Here is a 17216-nt window from a genome sequence, read left to right on the forward strand (position 1 = left end):
AAGCACGGCAGGTTAGGCTTGCAGCACACTCGCCACCCGCCCGGACTGAAGGATCGCCAGTTGTCTGCTCCTGATTCGATCACCGCCGCGGTCGCAGACCATGACGGCATCGTCGTACTCAGTATCGGCGGCGAAATTGACCTGGTGACCGCGCCGGCCCTGGAAGAAGCCATCGGCGGTGTGGTGGTGGACAATCCGGAAGCGCTGATCATCGACCTGTCCGCGGTGGAGTTCCTCGGCTCGGTGGGCCTGAAGATCCTGGCGGCGACATACGAGAAGCTCGGCGATTCTGCGCAGTTCGGTGTGGTGGCGCGCGGGCCGGCGACCAGAAGGCCGATTCACCTGACCGGTCTGGACAAGACCTTTCCGTTGTATCCGACGCTCGACGATGCCCTGACCGGAGTGCGGGAAGCCAAGCTCAACGGTTGATCCAGTCCCCGCGGATAACGTTTACGTCACGAACCCGGATCACGATCGTCTAAGAAATCGCGCCACTTTCTAAGAATTCTCATTTTTCGGCGACTTTGTTGGCTTGTTTGCTTAGCTAATTATGCCACCTGAGTTCCTTGCGTCACATGTTTACCAAGCCCGGCAGCGGGCACCCATTCATGGTGCGCGAACGTCGGCCGAAGATCGGTTTTGGTTCCGCTACTTTGGATTTCAGGGGATCGGGCCCCCAGCTAACGGTTCACTCATTCGGAGGAACAAACATTATGAAATTCAGCAGCATCGCCGCCCGCCGCCGCGTTGCCGGCATCAGCGCCGGGTGTCTGCTCGGGGGAATCGTCGTCGGTATCGCCGGCGCGCCAGTGGCCGTGGCAGCACCCGACTGCACCCCCGACGGCGTCAGCTCCACCGTCATGTCCGCGCGGGGTGCGGCGGAGCAGTACCTCGCCGGCCACCCGGGCGCCAACCAGGTGGTCACCGCGGCGTACGGGCAGCCGCGTGGGGAGGCAGCCGCCAACCTGCGGGGCTACTTCACCGCACATCCCAACGAGTACTACGACCTGCGGGGAATTCTGGCGCCGATCGGCGACACCGAACGGCAGTGCAACGTTTCTGCGCTGCCGCCGAACCTGGAATCGGCGTATCAGGAATTCATGGCCGGCTGATTCGCCGGCCACGACGCGACGACCCGCCACAACGAAGTGGCGGGTCGTTCCGTATCCGCCGGGTGGTCGTTTCGTACCGTTGCTGCTACGAACCCGCGGCCGGCAGGTGTGAGCCCCTGCGGAGCGGGTTATCCACCGTGCAGCCGACGTGACGTCGGGGACAGCGGAGGACTTCGATGCGGCTGCGCCGCAGTGTTTTAACCAAGCCCGGTATCACGCGGAAACGGCGTGGCAAGGGTTTCGCGTACTACGGGCCCGACGGCGAGCGGCTGGCCGACGGCGAGGCGTTGCAGCGGATCAAGGATCTGGTGATCCCGCCGGCGTGGAAGAAGGTCTGGATCGCGCCGTACGGCAACGGGCATATCCAAGCCGTGGGGACTGACGCAGCGGGCCGTCGCCAGTACCTCTACCACCAGAGGTGGCAGCAGGAGCGGGCGGAAGAGAAGTTCGACCGGGTGCTGGAGATGTCCAAAGAGCTGCCGGCCTGGCGCGAGCGGATCGCCAGCGACCTGGCGGGACGGGGCCTGACCCGCGACCGGGTCCTTGCCCTCGGGCTGCATCTGCTCGACTTGGGATACTTCCGTGCCGGCGGCGAACAGTACGCCGAGGAGAACGAGTCCTACGGCCTGGCCACCCTGCTGTGTGAACATGTGACACTGCGCCGCGACGCGGTGGCCTTCGATTACCCCGCCAAGAGCGGCGTGCAGCGCCAGTACGAGATCGAGAATGCCGAGGTGGTGCGGGCGGTGCGGGCGCTGCTGCGCAGGACCGACTGCAGCAGCGGGCGATTCTTGGTGTGGCGCAACGCCGCCGAATGGGTCGACGTGCACAGCGACGACCTCAACGCCCGGTTCAAGGAGCTGGTCGGCTCGGATTACAGCGTGAAGGATCTGCGGACGTGGCACGGCACCGTCCTCGCCGCGGTGGCTTTCGCCGATGCGGACCCGGCGGTATCGCAGCGGGTCGCCAAACGGGTCGAGGCCGCGGTGATGCGGGAGGTCTCCGAGGAGCTGGGGAACACGCCGGCCGTCGCCCGCAGTTCCTATGTGGATCCGCGGGTGGTCGGCGGTTACCGCGACGGCATCACCATCGCCGCGGCGGTGCGGCGGGCCGCCCGTTCTGATCGGCCGGATGGCGCGCAAGGTGTGCTGGAGAAAGCCACTCGGGAGATGATCCGCCGAATAGCCAAGGGCGACAAGAAGACCCGGCCCTCGGAGCTGGCCAAAACGGCTTGAGCCGACATCGTTCGCTTTCCGTACTTTGTCCGGAATGCGAATGCAGCAGACACCGAAGTTCAGCCGGGCGGGGCCCGTCGGAATATCATGAGTCTGGTGTGCGCAGATTCGCGGCGAAAGAGGGGTCGCCGGTGGCCACCGGTGGGGAGATTTCGCTACCTGGCCCGTGAGGACCGCTGGGAGTGGTCGGACGAGGTGGCACGGATGCACGGCTACGAGCCGGGTACCGTGCAGCCGACGACTCAGTTGTTGATCAAACACAAGCATCCGGACGAGAAGCCGACAGTTCCAGAGCTGATCGAGCAGGTGCGCCGGCACGGTGCCGCCTTCAGCAGCAGGCATCGAATCGTCGACACCCGCGGCGAAACGCACGTGGTGGTCGTGGTGGGGGACCGGTTCGGTGGGCCGGACGGCCGGTTGCTCGGTATCGGCGGCTTCTACATCGACGTCACCGATCAATTCGACGCTGACCTGCAGAAGCACCTGAGTGAGGCGCTGCTGGCAGTCGACTCGCGACGCGCGGTGATCAACCAGGCGATGGGAATCCTGATGCTGCGGTACGGCGTCAATGCCGAGTCGGCCTTCGATCTGCTGGTCAAGCTCTCGCAGGAGTCCAACGTCAAGCTGCGCGATATCGCCGAGCGGGTAGTCGACGAGATCACCGCACAGGACGTCTTGAACGACAACGCGGCCGACCGGGTCGATCGGCTGCTGCGCACTCGCGAGGGGTTATAGCGCCGTTACTGTTGCAGGGTGGCGTGCGGGCTCTGACCGTAGGTCTTGCGGTACAGGGCCGCGAACCGCCCGGTGTGGGCGAAGCTCCACCGGTGGGCCACTTCGCTGACGGTGGTGGTGGACCGGTCGCTGTTGACCAATTCCTGATGCGCGCGGTGTAGTCGCACACGCCGCAGGTACTCGGTGGGTGTGGTCTCGAGATGCTGCCGAAAGAGATACTGGACCGCGCGGGAGGTCATGCGCAGCGCGTCGGCGACGTCGTTGACCCCGATGCCGTCTCCGGCGTGGCGATGGATGAACGAGATCGCGCCTTTGAGGGTCGGTGGCACCGACGGGTTGCGCAGCAGGTCCTGGCCGTCGCTCATGTTGGACGGGAAGCATTCGAGCAGAGCGGCACCGAGCAGGTGGCCGGCCGCGCCGACGACCAGCGGTTGTTGTGCGGTTTCCGCGTGCGAGAAGCCGGCGATGACGTAATCCAGTGCCTGGCTCCATGTCCGAGCCACGGCCGTGGAGCGGGGGCGGCAGCCGGCGAAGCGGATCTGTTGGGGCAGCGGCCCGTTTCGGTCCGCGGCGACCTGGGTGAGGTGCCGCAGATCCATCTGCACGACATGAAATCGCGCCGTGTTCGCCTGGATGGCGCACGGCAGACCGTCGGCGGCGATGACCGGGGTGTCCATCCTGGTGCCGGGGTCACCGGCCAGTGTCAGCGATCCCGCACGGGGGTGTATCACCACCACGGCATCGGTGGCCCGGATTTCGCAGCCCACCCGGCCTTCGATCAGCAACTCGTCGACGGTGACCGCTTCAGACTCGAAGCGATGATGGGTGACCGACGAGCCGCCGGCCAGGCTGCTGATCCGCCAGCCCGGGTGGTAGGCCTGGGCGAAGAATCGTTGGGCGGCCTCGGAGTCACTGGTATGAAACTTTTCGTACCGGACTGCGTCCGGCGCGCGTGTCTCCGGCGACCGGTCGGTTTCCTGAGGATAAGGCGCGGTTGTCATAGTCTCTTTGTCCTAAGCCGTGGCAACGGTTTTCAGGTGGCTCACCTGGTCGTAGATGCTCAGCGCGTCTTGGGCGATCCGGTCCCAGGTGAAACGCGACATCGCCCGGGAGCGGCCGGCCGAACCCATGCTCTGGCACTGGAACCGTTGACTCTGCATGGTTTTCAGTGCCCTGGCCAGTTCGTGCGGCTTGGTGGGGGACACCAGCAGGCCGGTGACGTTGCCGACGACGGTGTCCGTCAGAGCGCCCACGGCCGTCCCGACCACCGCTCGCCCGCTGGCCATCGCCTGCAGTGCTGAGCCGGCGCGTGGTGCCAGCCGCGGTGTGCTGGCGACCACATCGGCGGACCACAGCAGCGGCGGAATATCCTCGGGCGCAACGTAACCCGCGAATCGGACCCGGTTGGCGACGCCCAGTCCGCTGGCCATGCGCTTGAGCTTGGCCCGCTCTCTTCTGTTGCGGGCGTCATCGGTGGAGGTCTGCGCGATCACCAGCTCGCTGTCCGGCACGTGCGGCAACACCCGAATTGTCCTGTCAAAGCCGTTGCACGGCTGTAGATTCGGCGCAATCTGCACTATCCGGTGGGTGTCGTGGTTCACCCAGGTGGGGTCAGTGCACGCGTAGCGGTCGACGTCGACTCCGGCTGAAAGGACCGACGTGCGTGCCCGATTGCGGCGCAATCTGGTCAGCACCCCGAGTTCTTCGCTGCTGCCCCCGGTAACCCAGGTGGCACCGCGAGCCAGCAGAGGTTCGATCCGGGCACGTTCCGAATCGCTCGGCTGCCCAGCGCCCGGACCGCAACCGGTCGCAGCCAAGCCGTGAAAGCTTTGCACGGTGGTCAAGCGGCTGCGACGAGCCGCCAGCTGTGCCGCCAGTCCGCCCAGCCATCCGAAGCTGTGCACGACGTCGGGCGGTTCGCCGGCCCAGTGGCGGGATAGTTCAGCAGCCCAATCGCCGACAAACGGCAGGACCTTCGCTGCCGGGACGGGTGCGGGCGGCCCGACACTCGCCGGCGTGGTCCGGTAGGACGAATCAGCACGCTCAGGGGGTCGGCGCGGCAACGCCGTCACGGTGTGGCCGTGGCCGGCCAGCGCCGCGCAAAGTTGTTGGCATTCGTCCTCCAGGCGGTTTCCGACGAGGTCCAGCTCGTCGCCAGAGAAGTCGTCGCCCCAGACAATGGCGATTCTCACGCAGCATTGCATTACCGCGCCCGGTGCCGGACAAACGGCGCGGAGCAAGTGATTCGCTTACTGGACAGCGCTGGATAGGGCCGGCGGGGGCCCATAAACAACGGATCGCCGCGCGCAGCGGGAGAGGAGATGCAGGTCAGCCACGCCGGGACCGGTGCCGACCCTGGCATCGGCCCGGCGCACGTCGTCATCCCAGCTCGTTTTCCGCTCCTATCAAAGCCCACACCGTCTTGCCCGACGATGTCGGCGTGCTACCCCAGAAACGGCATAAGACGGCGACGATCGCCAGGCCGGAAACGATGTCAACGCCGAAGCCTGCCGCTTCGAGGCGGCTGGCGGGCTGCCGGCTGCGATCTTCGACGGCGACCGCCACGGCGTCTCCGCGGCTCTCCATAATGAGCAGCGGCGCGCTGTCCGTGTGCTCCAATACGTTTTCGATGAAGACGGTCGCGATCGTGTTGGCGACCGGTATCAGGCGCTCGGCCGACCAGGCGGTGAGCCACCCTCCGATCATGGTGCGCGCAAGACGGATGCTGACTCGGCTTCTCGGCAGCGCCGCGCGCCCTCGGCGGCGACTGGGCGAGGGGAGTTCGGCGGCCGCGACCAGGGCGGACTCACAGGTGGGGTGAACCGGTAGATATCCCGCCACGTCGCAGTGCGCGATGGCGCGCCTTTGACGACTGTCGCTGCACACCAACATAATCGGCACGCCTGGCCAGGTGTTAACGTGCCAGCGCGCGCTGGTGAACACTGACCACGCGGACGGGGACGGCACGGCCAGACGGTCCACGTCCACGATCACCGCTCGGGGTTCGTCCAATGCCGCCCTGATGACGCTGTCGCGCAACCCCCGGTAGGTGGAACCGTCCAGTACGCCACGGGTGCGCAGGACAACGGAGTCGTTCAGGCAGTCCCTCGTCGTCGCCACGGCGGGTTTGGGTTTCGTCATCTGCGTCACCGAGTCGTTCAGCCCCGGTAATGAACGGGTTACTGGTTGGACTTTTGCCGCTCTTCGGCGGCTTCGGCGACACCCTTGGCGCCTGATTCGGGTCCACTGTCCTTCTCGCTCACGTGATTTCCCATCTCTTTGCAGATGTCGCGACCGGTAGCCGCGGTAACGCGTGGTCGGGTTCCCGGTCCGGATCGGCTCAAACAGATCACGGGGTCGGCACAGAAGTTCTACGGCCAAAGCGAATTTCATCTGAATCAAAAGTCCGGCCCAGCAGAAGATTTCACTCCGGGGCACGGGGGTTAGTGCGGCCCGGATGCGGGCATCCTTCGCTGCGGGAATGTTGTAGGAGGTGGGTGCTGTGCCGAATTCGTCAATCAAGAACGAAAAGCTCTACGAAGACTTGCGTCAGAAGGGTGAGTCGAAGGAGAAGGCCGCGCGGATCTCGAATGCTGCCGCCGCGCAGGGCAAGTCCAAGGTCGCACGCAAGGGCGGCAAGTCCGGTTCGTACGCGGACTGGACCGTGCCGGAACTGAAGAAGCGGGCCAAAGAATTGGGCATGTCCGGGTATTCGAGCCTGACGAAGGACAAACTGGTCCAGAAGCTGCGCAACCACTGATCAGTCCGGCGGCTCGTCCTCCGACCCTTGGACCGGTGCCTGCTCGCGCTCGGTCGCGTTGCCGGGCACGTCCTTGTCGCGGCGTTCGTCGGTCACGTTCTGCTGTAGTTCGTCGACCACGTCTTCCAGGTCCTGGTCACGTCGAAGTCCACGACTCGGTTGCGGGTCCATGGTGCAGCTAAGTACCCGTAATCGCGGGTTTTATCCCGTCAGCTCCGTAGACCCAGACGGTCGACCAGCACCAGGAATGCGACCGCGAAATCGTTGTCCGCTGTCTCCGCGGCCATGCGGTCCCAGTCCAACTGTTCCCTGATCGCCTGCGCGGGGGGAATCAACTTCGCAAAGTCGCAGTAGTGCTCGGTGAGAGCGCGCAGTTTCTGAATGAACACGATGGTTGGTGGCAGTACCGGGATCGATACCGCCAGCACCACGCGCTGCTCGGCGCAGTCCAATGCATCCGCAGTCACCGTCACCCCGTTGACCCGGTGCAGGACGTCGACCACCGTCTCGCCGAAGTGGGCCTTGAAGAGCCAGTCCTCCGGAGGACGTTCGATTCGGAATCCGGCTTTGCCAAGCGTGGTGGCGGCCGCGGGCACGTCGGCTTCGGCCAGCACGAAGTCGACGTCGTGGGTCGGCTCGGGTGCGCCATAGGCCCACAGCGCGTAGCTGCCCGCCAGTGCGAACGCCGGCCCGTGCTCTTTGAGCGCCGATGCCGCACAGCGCAACGCTTCACGAAGTTCGCGGGGCTCGGGAGAGGGAGTCATGGTCGCTAGGGCATACCCGGCCGTCAATCACGGCAACCTGCCGGCCGGGTTGTGCTGTTGCTCAATCGTTTAGTTGGAATCTAAACGGGAAATTAGATTCATTATGTCAGCCGCAGCGTCGCGCACGTACGACCAAGTTGCGGTCGTCATTCCGGCCCATAACGAGCAGGACAGTCTTCCCGACTGTCTGTCGGCGGTAGTGACCGCGGCCCTGTGCGTCCCTCTGCCGGTCGTCATCGTCGTGGTGCTCGATGCCAGCGAAGACGAGAGTGCCCAGCTGGCCGGCGATTACGGAACCGATGTTCATTTCGTCCGGGTGGAATCCCGCAACGTGGGTGCGGCGCGGGCAGCCGGATTCGACTATGCGCGTTCGTGGTGCGGGACGGACACCAACTCTTGGTATGCCACCACCGACGCCGACAGCACCGTGAATCCCGACTGGTTGGTGCGGCAACTCGATTGCGGCGCGGACATGTTCCTGGGCCTGGTGAGGGTCACGGACTGGGAACAACATCGCAGCGAAGTGGTGGACAAGTACGAGCACGACTACGACGCGCGAGTGGACGACGAACATGACCACATTCATGGCGCCAACATGGCTTTCAGCTCGTCGGCGTACTGGCGCGTCGGTGGCTTTCGGGCCCTGACGTCCGGTGAGGATGTTGACTTGGTAGCGCGGTTCGAGCATGCTGGCTACCGAATTTGCCGAGATACCGCACGATCGGTTGTCACTTCGGCGCGAATCCAGGCTCGGGCGCCACGCGGATTTGCTGATCACTTGAGCACGCTCTCAGAAAGCGCGACGGGGGATGTCGCATGACCGCCGGATTAGTTCAACACTGGCTGGAATCGGGACGACTGGAATTGCCGTTGCCGGCGGCGGGATACACCGCAGACCGCCTGCAGCAGCTGACGCGTTTGGCCCAGGACGACATCGCGGCGGCGCGCATCGCCGAAGCCCACGTCGATGCGGTCGCCATCCTGCATGAGCTGGGGGGCAAGCCGCCCGAGCCCAATCAGCTGTGGGGGGTGTGGGCGGCCGAGGCATCCGACGCGAAGCTGACCGCCACCAGCGTCTCCGGAGACGAGTTCCAGCTCAATGGCATCAAGGTTTGGTGCTCGGGCGCCGGGTTCTGCACGAACGCGTTGGTCACCGCGCACATGGAAGGCGGCGAGCGTGGCCTGTTTGCCGTCACCCTTACCGACGCCGGGGTGAAGCCGCTGCCGAGTACCTGGTGGAACCCCGGGATGGCAGGCAGTGACACCCGGTCGGTGCAATTCAGCAACGTGCACGCGATCCTGGTCGGTGAGCCCGGGGACTACCTGAGCCGTGCCGGGTTCTGGCACGGGGCGATCGGCGTCGCCGCCTGCTGGCTCGGCGGTGCCCGCCGGGTGGCCGACCCGCTGTACCGTTGCGCCCGCAGCGAGTCGGCAGACGCCTACGCTCTGGCACACCTGGGCGCGGTCGACGCCGCGCTGGCCGCCGGCGATGCGATGCTGGCCGCGGCCGCCGCGCAGATCGACGCAGATCCGTTCGACCGGGCGCGCGCCGCGCAACTGCTGGCCCGACGCGTCCGCGCGGTCGTGGAACACGCCGTCGACGAAGCGATCACCCGCACCGGACGCGCACTTGGGCCCGGCCCGCTCTGCCAGGACGGCCGGCACGCCCAGCGGGTGGCCGACCTGACTATCTACATACGGCAGAGTCACGCCGAGCGCGACCTGGCCGAACTCGGCCGCTTGGCCGGCCGGCCCAGCCGTTGAGGGTCACGCCGCCCACCAACGGGCCGCGATTCGCCGCCAGACCTCTAACAGGTGGCGGCACCCCCGCGCAGGACTGGCTTCCCGCGCTTCGTCCACCGACGCTGGCGCTGACCTGCACATCTCTGGTCGTGGTGGCGGCGCATCCAGACGACGAGACCCTGGGCATGGGCGCGACGATGGCGCAGCTGGTTGCTTCCGGCGTTCCCGTCCGGGTCGTGTCGGTCAGTGACGGCGGGGCCGCGCGCCCGGATTCGTCGCTGGCTGAGCGGGTTCGACTCGAGGACGCGCGCCGTGCCGAGCTTCGCGCTGCCGCGGCTGTTCTCGGTGTGGGGCCGCCGCTGTCGCTCGGATTGCCCGACGGGCAGCTGGCCGAGCACGAGGATCATCTGGCGGGTCAGCTCGGTGGGATTTTGGACGCGTGCCCGCCCGGGTCCTGGTGCGCGGCGACCTGGCGGGGTGACGGTCACCCCGACCATGAGGCAGTGGGCCGGGCGGCGGCGACGGCCTGTGCACGCGCTGGTGTGACCCTGGTCGAGTATCCGCTGTGGATGTGGCACTGGGCCACCCCGGATGATCCGGACGTGCCCTGGGATCGAGCCCGCGGAATTTCCCTGCCGCGGTGGGCGGTGGAGCGCAAAAGTCAAGCCGCACAATGCTTTCGAAGCCAATTCGAGCCCCCGGCAGCGGTGTTGCCGCCGTTCGTGCTCGAGCGGCTACTTGCCGTGGGGGAGATGGTTTTCCGGTGACCACGCGGCTGCCCGACGCGTACTTCGACCGGATGTACGCCGGCGCACACGATCCCTGGGAGTTGTCGACGCGCTGGTATGAGGAGCGCAAGTACGCCATCACGCTGGCACTGCTGCCCAGACCGAGATATCGGCACGCGTTCGAGCCGGGCTGCTCGATCGGGACGTTGACCGGGCAGTTGGCGGCGCGCTGTGACCACGTCACCGCCGTCGACGTGGCCGACGCGGCCATTCGCACCGCCGACGCCCGGCTGCGGGATAGCGGCTGCCGCGACCGCGTGACGCTCTCGCGTGGATCCCTGGACGAGCCGTGGGCGGGCGGCCCGTTCGACCTGTTGGTGCTCAGCGAGATCGCCTACTACCTCGCGGCGGAAACCCTCGCGGAGGTGCTGCGACGGGAGTGTCCGCGATTGGTGCGCGGCGCGACTGTCGTCGCCGCCCACTGGCGGCACCCGGTGGATGATTATCTGCTCACCGGCGATGCGGCGCACGCCGTCATTGCGGCCACGCCCGGGCTGACACCACTGGGGCGATATTGCGACGACGACGTCGTGATCGATGTCTTCGACACCGCCGACGGTCGCTCAGTGGCGGCGCGGGAGAACGTTCCCGGCGCGCGGGAGCGAACATGCGGATAGCGACCTTCAACATCCTGCACGGCCGCACCGTCGGCGACGGCGTCGACCCGCAACGGCTACGGGACTGCGTGCGGCGCCTCGATCCGGACGTGCTCGCCCTGCAGGAAGTCGACTTCGACCAGCCGCGGTCCGGTCGGGCCGATCTGACCGCGGCCGCGGCCGAGGCGATGGGTGCCGTGGAGCACCGGTTCGTCGCCGCTATCTCGGGAACGCCGGGGGCGACCTGGATGGCGGCTACCGGACGCGAACAACCGGGGACCGCGGCCTATGGGATTGCATTACTGTCCCGCTTCCCGGTGACCAGCTGGCAGGTGGTGCGGTTACCCCGGATTCCGATGCGCTTCCCGATGTATCTGCCTGGCCCCAACAAGGTGATGATCGTCGACGAGGAGCCCCGGGCAGCTGTGATCGCGCGACTGCAGACGCCGCTCGGGCTGATGACGGTGGCTAACACCCACCTGTCCTTCGTGCCGGCGTGGAATGTGCGTCAGCTGCGGCGCCTGATGCGGGACCTGCGGGGACTGCCGGGGCCGCGGCTGCTGGTCGGCGACCTCAACCTCCCGCCCGCTCCCGTCCACCGCTGGACCGGGATGCGGCCACTGGCGTCGGCGGCGACGTTTCCGGCCGACGCGCCGACCCGGCAGCTCGATCACATCGTGACCGACGACAGGGAACTGCGTGTCAGCGCGACGGTCGCGGAGCTGATGCCGATTTCAGATCACCGCCCGCTGGTGGCGGACCTGCACCGCTGAGTCACTCCTGCCCGCTGAGTCACCGCCCGCTGCGTCACTCCTGCTGGCTGCGCGCCTCCGCGCCGGTCATACCGGCGTCGAAATCGTCGTCGGCGGCCGTGCGTCCCACGTAGTCGCCGTCCTGGTCGCGTCCCTCGCGTGAGTTGGCGACGTGCTCGTCGCCCTGTACGTCTTCTTCGCTCTTCTCTTTGCCACCGGTCATCGCGACCTCCTTCAGGTCTTGGGTGTGTGGGGTCTGGGCTCGCGCTAGGACAGGCAGTGCGCAGCGTCCACCAGCTCCGCGCTCATGTTGCGCTCCATCATCTTCAGCGCGGCCGAACCGAGTTCCTCGTCGATGTGGGCCACCGCATCAGGCGGCACCACCACCTCGTAGTGGCGCAGATAGCCGTCCAGTGCGCTGTAGAGGATGCACTGTTCGGTGACCTGGCCGGCCAGCACCAGACGCCGGCTCTTCAAGCGGTCCAGCAGGTAATCCAGCGCCGTCGAGTAGAAGACGCTGTGGCGGACCTTGGTGATGACGTAGGTGTCCTCCGGCGGCACCAGCGGTTTGACCAGTTCGGGCCGCTTGCCGTCGAGCGCGGCGGAGATGATCGAGCGGCGGTCGGCAGTGAAGTTGCCGTGGTTGTCGTTGACGTAGATGAGGTCGACGCCGTCGTTGTCGCGAGCGTCGTTCACCAGCCCGACCAGGGGATCCATGATGCCGGCGACGTTGTCGGCCAGTTGTTCGGCATCGGGGTGGTCGTAGTCGTTGAACATATCGATGATCAGCACCGCGGTATCACTCACAGTCGACTTGTACCCGCTCTCCGGGAACTCAACAGGATGATGCGTAATCCTGGGGAGCCGCCACCAAAATTGGCGAGTGCGGCAACTGTGTCCCTGGGATATAGTAACCGTAATGAGGTTTCCTACGTCTCTGGGAGTGAGCATGGTTTACATCGGGACAGACCCGCTCGTCCACGGGCCGGCCACGACCAGCGACTCGGGTGAGCGCGCCGTGAGCGTGCCCGGTTTGGTAGCTGCAGCCACCTGGGCGGTCGGTCTGGTCATCGGGCTGGTCGCAATGGCATCGGGACACGAGTTGCTGGCCGGAGTGGCACTGGTACTGGCCATCATGTCGCCCTGGCTCGGCCTGGCCTGGGTGGCGCGCACCCAGCGTGCCGACATGCGTCGTCAACGCGCGCTTGCCCAGCAGGCCGTGCTGTACCCGGGCAGTTGGCCGACGTTGCAACTCACCGCCCGCTGACACCCGCGGGCGCGCGATAGCACATCTGAGATTTCCTCCCGCCGAAGGGGTGTGGGCGGCTGCGGAATGGGGTACTGCCTGTGCCAACGGGCGACCATGTGGTGGCCGGCCCGGCCCTCCGCAGGAAGGAACTGCCATGACTACCGTCAGCGACTATGACGCCCGCCGCGTGACCGATACCGACGCCGCGGATCGATCCACACTGCGTGAGCTGGGACCCATGCCGAAGCTGGCCACGACTGTGGTCGACGACGACCCGAACGAGTCGCTCTTCTTCGAGTTGCCGGGTGCGGACCTCTCCAGCGAAGAACTCTCGGTCGTGGTGATCCCGCAGCGCGCCGACGAATTCACCTGCTCGAGTTGCTTCCTGGTGCAGCACCGCAACCGATTGCGCGACACCAGTGGCGGACGGCAGATCTGCGCCGACTGCGCGTGACTCCCGCGTAGGAGGACAATCCCTGCGTGTGAGCCCTCCACCCGGACTGCCCGCTCCGCGCGGGTTTCGTAGCGCCTTCGCCGCGGCGTACGCACTGGCCTACCTGATAGGCGGCGAACGCCGGATGATGCGGCTGCGTGTCAATGGACAGCTGAAACTGCCCGTGGGCGGACATGAGAACTGCCCGTAGGTGGCCAATAAGAACTGCCCAGTGGCGGACACGAATCTGCCCATTAGGGTGTGTCCGCCACCGGTGGTTGAGGCCGTTGTCAGCTCAAGGGTTTGACTCCCTTCCCGTGCAGGGCTTGGGCCAGCCGCACGGAGTCTCCGCTGGTCTGGCACAGGTGCGCGTGATGCAGCAGCCGGTCCACGGTGGCAGTCGCCAACGTCTTGGGCATCAGCTCATCGAAACCACTGGGGTGCAGGTTCGATGAGATCGCCACCGAGCGCCGTTCATAGGCGGCCTCGACGATGCGGTAGAGCCCTTCAGCGGCATCGGCACCGACGGGCAACAGTCCAACGTCGTCAATCACCACGAGCTCGGCACGCACGATCTTGGCCACGGCCTTGCCCAACGAATCGTCAGCGCGGTGCGCCCGAACCAGGACCCCGATCTGCTCGAGGGTGAACCACGCCACCGGCATCCCGGCTTCGATGACCTTCTGCCCCAACGCTTCGAGGAAGAACGTCTTGCCGGTGCCAGCGGGCCCGCAGACCACCAGGTTCTCCCGACGACCCACCCACTCCAGGGTCTGTAGCGCCTGCTGGGTCGGTAACGGGATCGACGACGCATTGGGGTCCCACACGTCGAATGTCTTCCCGGTCGGGAAGCCGGCGGCTTTGCGGCGGGCGGCCAGCATGGACCGGGCCCGGCCGGCGGACTCCTCGGTCAGCAGCGCTTTGATCACCTCGGTGGGGTCCCAGCGTTGAGCTCGGGCAGTGGCCAGCACGTCGGCGGCGATCGCGCGGGCGTGCGGCAACCGCAGCCCACGCATCAGCGCTTCGACGTCGGCGGGTAGCGACGCGGTGGTCGTGGTGGTAGTCACGCGATGCCTGCCTCGTCAGCGTCGATAACGTTGCGGCCGAATAAGTTCCACCCACTGGTTCCTTGCGCCAGGGAGGTGTCTTCGTCGGCGCCGCGGCGAGTGGTGTCCATGCCCTTGCTGGCGAGGATGGAATCAAGGTCACCGGTGGCGAAGCGACCGTGCACGCCAGCATGCCCGAGCGCCCAGTCGACATCGGCGCGGCCGGTTAACGCCGACAGTTCCACCGCGTGGGCCATCTTCTGCAGGATCCGTTCGGTGCCGACGGCGGCGGCTTCTTTGAGCCACACCGCCGCACCCGGCCCCAGCGCCAGGAAGGTCTGCTCACTGACAGTGCGGGCCCGCACCCGGTAATCACCGGGCACCTTGTCCCGATGCTCAGGGAAGTGGTCATCGTTGATGGCGGGACTACCGGGGGCGGCGCGGCGATGCCGCGCCACCTCCACCGGGCCGCCGCCATCAAGAGCGCAGATCACCACCTCATCGGTGCCGTCGTGGTCACGGATCCACACTGTCTGGCCCAGAAGAGTTGCGGGCAGCGAGTATTGGCAGTGGTCGAAGGTGACCATCGGGGTGTTGTCGGGAACCCGGCGGGTCACCCCCAACGCGGCGGTGTGGGGCAGGTCAGGAACCGCGTGCAGGGCCGGGCGTTCCTGAATGAGCATCTCGGCCGGCCGGCGTCCCGTGATCCGGTGCACGCGGGCGTTGATCTCGGTGGTGAAACCGGCGCATGCGGCTTCGACGTCGGCGAACGAGTCGTACTGCGGCAGGAGGTTGGTCTCAGTAGGCACGATGTCGGCTTTGGCGAGCTTCACCGCGTTCTCCACCCCACCCTTGGTGGCTGGGTCGGCGGGTTCACACGTCAGCACCGAAAGGCCGTAGTAGCGGCCGAAGGTGACCGCGGCCCGGTTGCGGACCGGAACTCCGGCGATGTGTCCAGTGGTGACGGTCTTCTCGTTGTCGGTGAGCAGGTAGGTTGGAGCACCACCGACGATGCGAAAGATGCGGTCCAGGCCGGCGAAGACACTGGGTGCGGTGCGGTCCCGCAAAGCCACCACGACGCGGTAGCGGCTCCACGCCAGCCACGCCACGAGCAGCACGATCTTGCGGCCGGCGACAAGGGGGCCGTCGGCGAAGTCGTACTGTAGCCACAGTCCTGGCTCGGTGATCCAGGGCCGGTGCACGCGTGTATTGCCAAGGCGCCATTGCGCTTTGATCTCCGCCAACGAACGGCGGGTGGTGCGGTCGGTGCCGGTGTAGCCCAACGCCACCAGCTTGTCGTGGGCTTTGTCGCCGCGGATCTTGCCCTTCGAATCAGCGACCCAGGTTTCCAGCAGGTCGCGCCAATCATCGATCATCCGGGCCCGCCGCGTGGCCGGGGGCAGCCCAGCGTTGCGATCCTCGACCGCTTTCTTCACGGTGTGGTGCGAGCACCCACACAGCTCGGCCGCGGCGCGGTAGGACCCGGTCAGGTCGTAGGCATTGAGTATTTCCATGAGTTCTCCGTCAGACTTCAAGTAGGTCTCTCCTGGGGTTGTCGGGTCGACTAGGCATCGACATCGAAACCGCAGGAGAGGCCGCCCCAGCGCAGACGCGCCGAACGACATCAAGTAGGTCTGGGCAGATTCATGGCCGCCTGCGGGCACTTTCGTATCCGCCGGTGGGCAGTTCTTATTGGCCGCGAACGGGCACTTTCATGTCCGCCAGTGGGCAGTTTTTCATGTCCGCCGACAGCTGATCCGCCGGTACGGCCCCATCATGACCATGCCGATCCTCAGCCTGGGTGACGTTGCGATTGTGTCCAATGCGGCGCTGGCCAAAGAAGTTTTCACCGCGCCGACGGATGTGCTGCTGGGGGGCGAAGGGGTGGGACCTGCGGCGGCCATCTACGGATCCGGGTCCATGTTCGTCCAGGAGGAACCGGAGCACCTGCGGCGGCGCCGGATGTTGACACCACCGCTGCACGGCGCCGCGCTCAACTCCTACGTGCCGGTGATCGAAGCGTCGACACGGGGGGCCATGCGCGCGTGGCCCGTCGATCGCCCTTTCGAGATGCTGCAGGCCGCGCGGGCGCTGATGCTCGATGTGATCGTCCGAATCATCTTCGGCGTCGAGGAGCCGGAAGAAGTCCGGCGGCTGGGGCGGCCCTTCGAACACCTGCTGAACCTCGGGGTATCAGAGCAGTTGACCGTGCGCTACGCGCTGCGCGGGCTCGGCACGTTGCGGGTGTGGCCGGCGCGGGCGCGGGCCAATCGCGAGATCGACGACGTGGTCATGCGGCTCATCGCCGAGCGCCGCAACGACCCCGGGCTGGCCACCCGCCGCGACATCCTGTCGTTGTTGATGTGCGCTCAATCCGACGACGGGCTGTCGGACAGCGAGATTCGAGATGACCTGATTACCTTGATGCTGGCCGGCCACGAAACCACCGCAACCACCCTGGCATGGGTGTTCGACCTGTTGCTGCATCATCCCGATGCCCTGCGGCGGGTGCGGGACGAGGCGACGGCCGGCGGAGAGGAGTACACGACGGCGGTGATCGATGAGGCGCTGCGGGTACGCCCGCCCGCCCCGCTGACCTCCCGGGTGGCGGCGCAACCCTTTCGGTTGGGCGGCTACGAGGTCGCGGCGGGGACCCGGATCGTCGTCCACATCGTCGCGATCAACAGGGATCCGGCCGTCTACGAGTCGCCACGGGAATTCCGGCCGGAGCGGTTCCTGGGTGTCCGGCCTCAGACGTATGCCTGGCTGCCGTTCGGTGGCGGGGTGAAACGCTGCCTGGGCGCCGCATTCTCGATGCGGGAGCTGATTACGGTGCTGCACGTATTGCTGCGTGAAGGTGAATTCATTTCCGTGGATTCCCGGCCCGAGCAGGCGGTGCGCCGGTCCATCATGCTCGCGCCGCGCCGCGGCACGAGCGTGCGATTCCGGCCGCTCCAAGAATTCGTTTAGAACCCGTCCAGGGCCGGGTGCCATGGTGCTGCC

The 17216-nt window shown here is 66.4% G+C and carries 22 protein-coding genes and 1 pseudogene; 14 read left to right on the top strand and 9 right to left on the bottom strand.

The window, feature by feature from the left end; genetic code table 11:
* Nucleotides 1-60: 60 nt before the first annotated feature.
* From QXK92_RS27475 to QXK92_RS27490, 4 genes are all read left to right on the top strand, one after another.
* Nucleotides 61-429: an STAS domain-containing protein gene (locus QXK92_RS27475; RefSeq protein ID WP_306247078.1), complete on the top strand. Its 369-nt coding sequence runs from the start codon at nucleotides 61-63 to the stop codon at nucleotides 427-429.
* A gap of 284 nt (nucleotides 430-713) precedes the next feature.
* Entirely contained in the window at nucleotides 714-1112 is a 399-nt protein-coding gene (locus tag QXK92_RS27480) for a heme-binding protein (protein ID WP_306247080.1), read from the top strand.
* A gap of 176 nt (nucleotides 1113-1288) precedes the next feature.
* Nucleotides 1289-2347, top strand: a complete 1059-nt coding sequence (locus QXK92_RS27485; protein ID WP_306247082.1) for a DNA topoisomerase IB — start codon at nucleotides 1289-1291, stop codon at nucleotides 2345-2347.
* Nucleotides 2348-2488: 141 nt separating this feature from the next.
* Nucleotides 2489-3082 carry a PAS and ANTAR domain-containing protein gene (locus QXK92_RS27490; RefSeq protein ID WP_306247084.1) on the top strand — a complete coding sequence of 198 codons (594 nt, stop codon included), beginning with the start codon at nucleotides 2489-2491 and terminating at the stop codon, nucleotides 3080-3082.
* Nucleotides 3083-3087: 5 nt separating this feature from the next.
* On the opposite strand, the gene QXK92_RS27495 is transcribed toward QXK92_RS27490, so the two are convergent.
* The 3 genes from QXK92_RS27495 to QXK92_RS27505 all read right to left on the bottom strand — a co-directional run bounded on the left by QXK92_RS27495 (nucleotide 3088) and on the right by QXK92_RS27505 (nucleotide 6223).
* Nucleotides 3088-4083 carry a helix-turn-helix transcriptional regulator gene (locus QXK92_RS27495; protein WP_306247086.1) on the bottom strand — a complete coding sequence of 332 codons (996 nt, stop codon included), beginning with the start codon at nucleotides 4081-4083 and terminating at the stop codon, nucleotides 3088-3090.
* A 12-nt stretch (nucleotides 4084-4095) separates the two neighbouring features.
* Nucleotides 4096-5274, bottom strand: coding sequence for a glycosyltransferase (locus QXK92_RS27500; RefSeq protein WP_306247088.1), 1179 nt, complete (start codon nucleotides 5272-5274; stop codon nucleotides 4096-4098).
* Nucleotides 5275-5461: 187 nt separating this feature from the next.
* Complete coding sequence (locus tag QXK92_RS27505) at nucleotides 5462-6223, bottom strand: STAS domain-containing protein (protein WP_371934619.1); 762 nt, start codon at nucleotides 6221-6223, stop codon at nucleotides 5462-5464.
* Between the two features lie 361 nt (nucleotides 6224-6584).
* Between QXK92_RS27505 and QXK92_RS27510 the strand changes: the two genes are divergently transcribed.
* The gene (locus QXK92_RS27510; RefSeq protein WP_306247091.1) at nucleotides 6585-6842 is read left to right on the top strand and encodes a Rho termination factor; all 258 of its coding nucleotides are present in this window, start codon (nucleotides 6585-6587) and stop codon (nucleotides 6840-6842) included.
* On the opposite strand, the gene QXK92_RS27515 is transcribed toward QXK92_RS27510, so the two are convergent.
* Both QXK92_RS27515 and QXK92_RS27520 read right to left on the bottom strand, forming a co-directional pair.
* Nucleotides 6843-7013 carry a hypothetical protein gene (locus tag QXK92_RS27515; protein ID WP_306247093.1) on the bottom strand — a complete coding sequence of 57 codons (171 nt, stop codon included), beginning with the start codon at nucleotides 7011-7013 and terminating at the stop codon, nucleotides 6843-6845.
* A gap of 38 nt (nucleotides 7014-7051) precedes the next feature.
* Complete coding sequence (locus QXK92_RS27520) at nucleotides 7052-7606, bottom strand: hypothetical protein (protein WP_306247095.1); 555 nt, start codon at nucleotides 7604-7606, stop codon at nucleotides 7052-7054.
* A gap of 103 nt (nucleotides 7607-7709) precedes the next feature.
* On the opposite strand from QXK92_RS27520, the gene QXK92_RS27525 reads away from it, so the two are divergent.
* The 5 genes from QXK92_RS27525 to QXK92_RS27545 are packed head-to-tail and all read left to right on the top strand — an operon-like array spanning nucleotide 7710 to nucleotide 11506.
* Nucleotides 7710-8426, top strand: coding sequence for a glycosyltransferase family 2 protein (locus QXK92_RS27525; RefSeq protein ID WP_306247097.1), 717 nt, complete (start codon nucleotides 7710-7712; stop codon nucleotides 8424-8426).
* Nucleotides 8423-9370, top strand: coding sequence for an acyl-CoA dehydrogenase (locus tag QXK92_RS27530; RefSeq protein ID WP_306247099.1), 948 nt, complete (start codon nucleotides 8423-8425; stop codon nucleotides 9368-9370). The genes QXK92_RS27525 and QXK92_RS27530 overlap by 4 nt, the downstream gene beginning before the upstream one ends.
* On the top strand, nucleotides 9367-10116 hold the full coding sequence (locus tag QXK92_RS27535; RefSeq protein WP_306247101.1) for a PIG-L deacetylase family protein: 750 nt from the start codon (nucleotides 9367-9369) through the stop codon (nucleotides 10114-10116). Before QXK92_RS27530 ends, QXK92_RS27535 begins: the two co-directional genes overlap by 4 nt.
* On the top strand, nucleotides 10113-10754 hold the full coding sequence (locus QXK92_RS27540; protein WP_306247103.1) for an SAM-dependent methyltransferase: 642 nt from the start codon (nucleotides 10113-10115) through the stop codon (nucleotides 10752-10754). Before QXK92_RS27535 ends, QXK92_RS27540 begins: the two co-directional genes overlap by 4 nt.
* Nucleotides 10745-11506 (top strand): endonuclease/exonuclease/phosphatase family protein, encoded by a 762-nt coding sequence (locus QXK92_RS27545; protein ID WP_306247105.1) that lies wholly within the window; start codon nucleotides 10745-10747, stop codon nucleotides 11504-11506. The genes QXK92_RS27540 and QXK92_RS27545 overlap by 10 nt, the downstream gene beginning before the upstream one ends.
* 34 nt (nucleotides 11507-11540) lie before the next feature.
* Here QXK92_RS27545 and QXK92_RS27550 read toward each other — a convergent pair whose 3' ends face one another.
* Both QXK92_RS27550 and QXK92_RS27555 read right to left on the bottom strand, forming a co-directional pair.
* Entirely contained in the window at nucleotides 11541-11708 is a 168-nt protein-coding gene (locus tag QXK92_RS27550; RefSeq protein WP_306247108.1) for a hypothetical protein, read from the bottom strand.
* 44 nt (nucleotides 11709-11752) lie between these two features.
* Nucleotides 11753-12292: a cysteine hydrolase family protein gene (locus QXK92_RS27555; protein ID WP_306247110.1), complete on the bottom strand. Its 540-nt coding sequence runs from the start codon at nucleotides 12290-12292 to the stop codon at nucleotides 11753-11755.
* Between the two features lie 112 nt (nucleotides 12293-12404).
* Here QXK92_RS27555 and QXK92_RS27560 point away from each other — a divergent pair, with 112 nt between their 5' ends.
* The 3 genes from QXK92_RS27560 to QXK92_RS27570 all read left to right on the top strand — a co-directional run bounded on the left by QXK92_RS27560 (nucleotide 12405) and on the right by QXK92_RS27570 (nucleotide 13378).
* Nucleotides 12405-12752, top strand: coding sequence for a hypothetical protein (locus QXK92_RS27560; RefSeq protein WP_306247112.1), 348 nt, complete (start codon nucleotides 12405-12407; stop codon nucleotides 12750-12752).
* A 136-nt stretch (nucleotides 12753-12888) separates the two neighbouring features.
* A complete protein-coding gene (locus tag QXK92_RS27565; protein ID WP_306247114.1) occupies nucleotides 12889-13188 on the top strand; it encodes a DUF4193 domain-containing protein in 300 nt (99 codons plus the stop codon).
* 28 nt (nucleotides 13189-13216) lie between these two features.
* Nucleotides 13217-13378: a hypothetical protein gene (locus QXK92_RS27570; protein ID WP_306247116.1), complete on the top strand. Its 162-nt coding sequence runs from the start codon at nucleotides 13217-13219 to the stop codon at nucleotides 13376-13378.
* Nucleotides 13379-13457: 79 nt separating this feature from the next.
* On the opposite strand, the gene QXK92_RS27575 is transcribed toward QXK92_RS27570, so the two are convergent.
* The gene (locus QXK92_RS27575) at nucleotides 13458-14183 is read right to left on the bottom strand and encodes an ATP-binding protein (RefSeq protein WP_240263800.1); all 726 of its coding nucleotides are present in this window, start codon (nucleotides 14181-14183) and stop codon (nucleotides 13458-13460) included.
* 47 nt (nucleotides 14184-14230) lie between these two features.
* A complete protein-coding gene (gene istA, locus QXK92_RS27580) occupies nucleotides 14231-15748 on the bottom strand; it encodes an IS21 family transposase (protein WP_240258325.1) in 1518 nt (505 codons plus the stop codon).
* 214 nt (nucleotides 15749-15962) lie between these two features.
* On the opposite strand from istA, the pseudogene QXK92_RS27585 reads away from it, so the two are divergent.
* Nucleotides 15963-17183 (top strand): annotated as a pseudogene (locus QXK92_RS27585) (cytochrome P450); the annotation flags it as partial.
* Between the last annotated feature and the right edge of the window lie 33 nt (nucleotides 17184-17216).

Source organism: Mycobacterium sp. TY815, from assembly GCF_030755135.1.
Taxonomy (GTDB): Bacteria; Actinomycetota; Actinomycetes; order Mycobacteriales; family Mycobacteriaceae; genus Mycobacterium.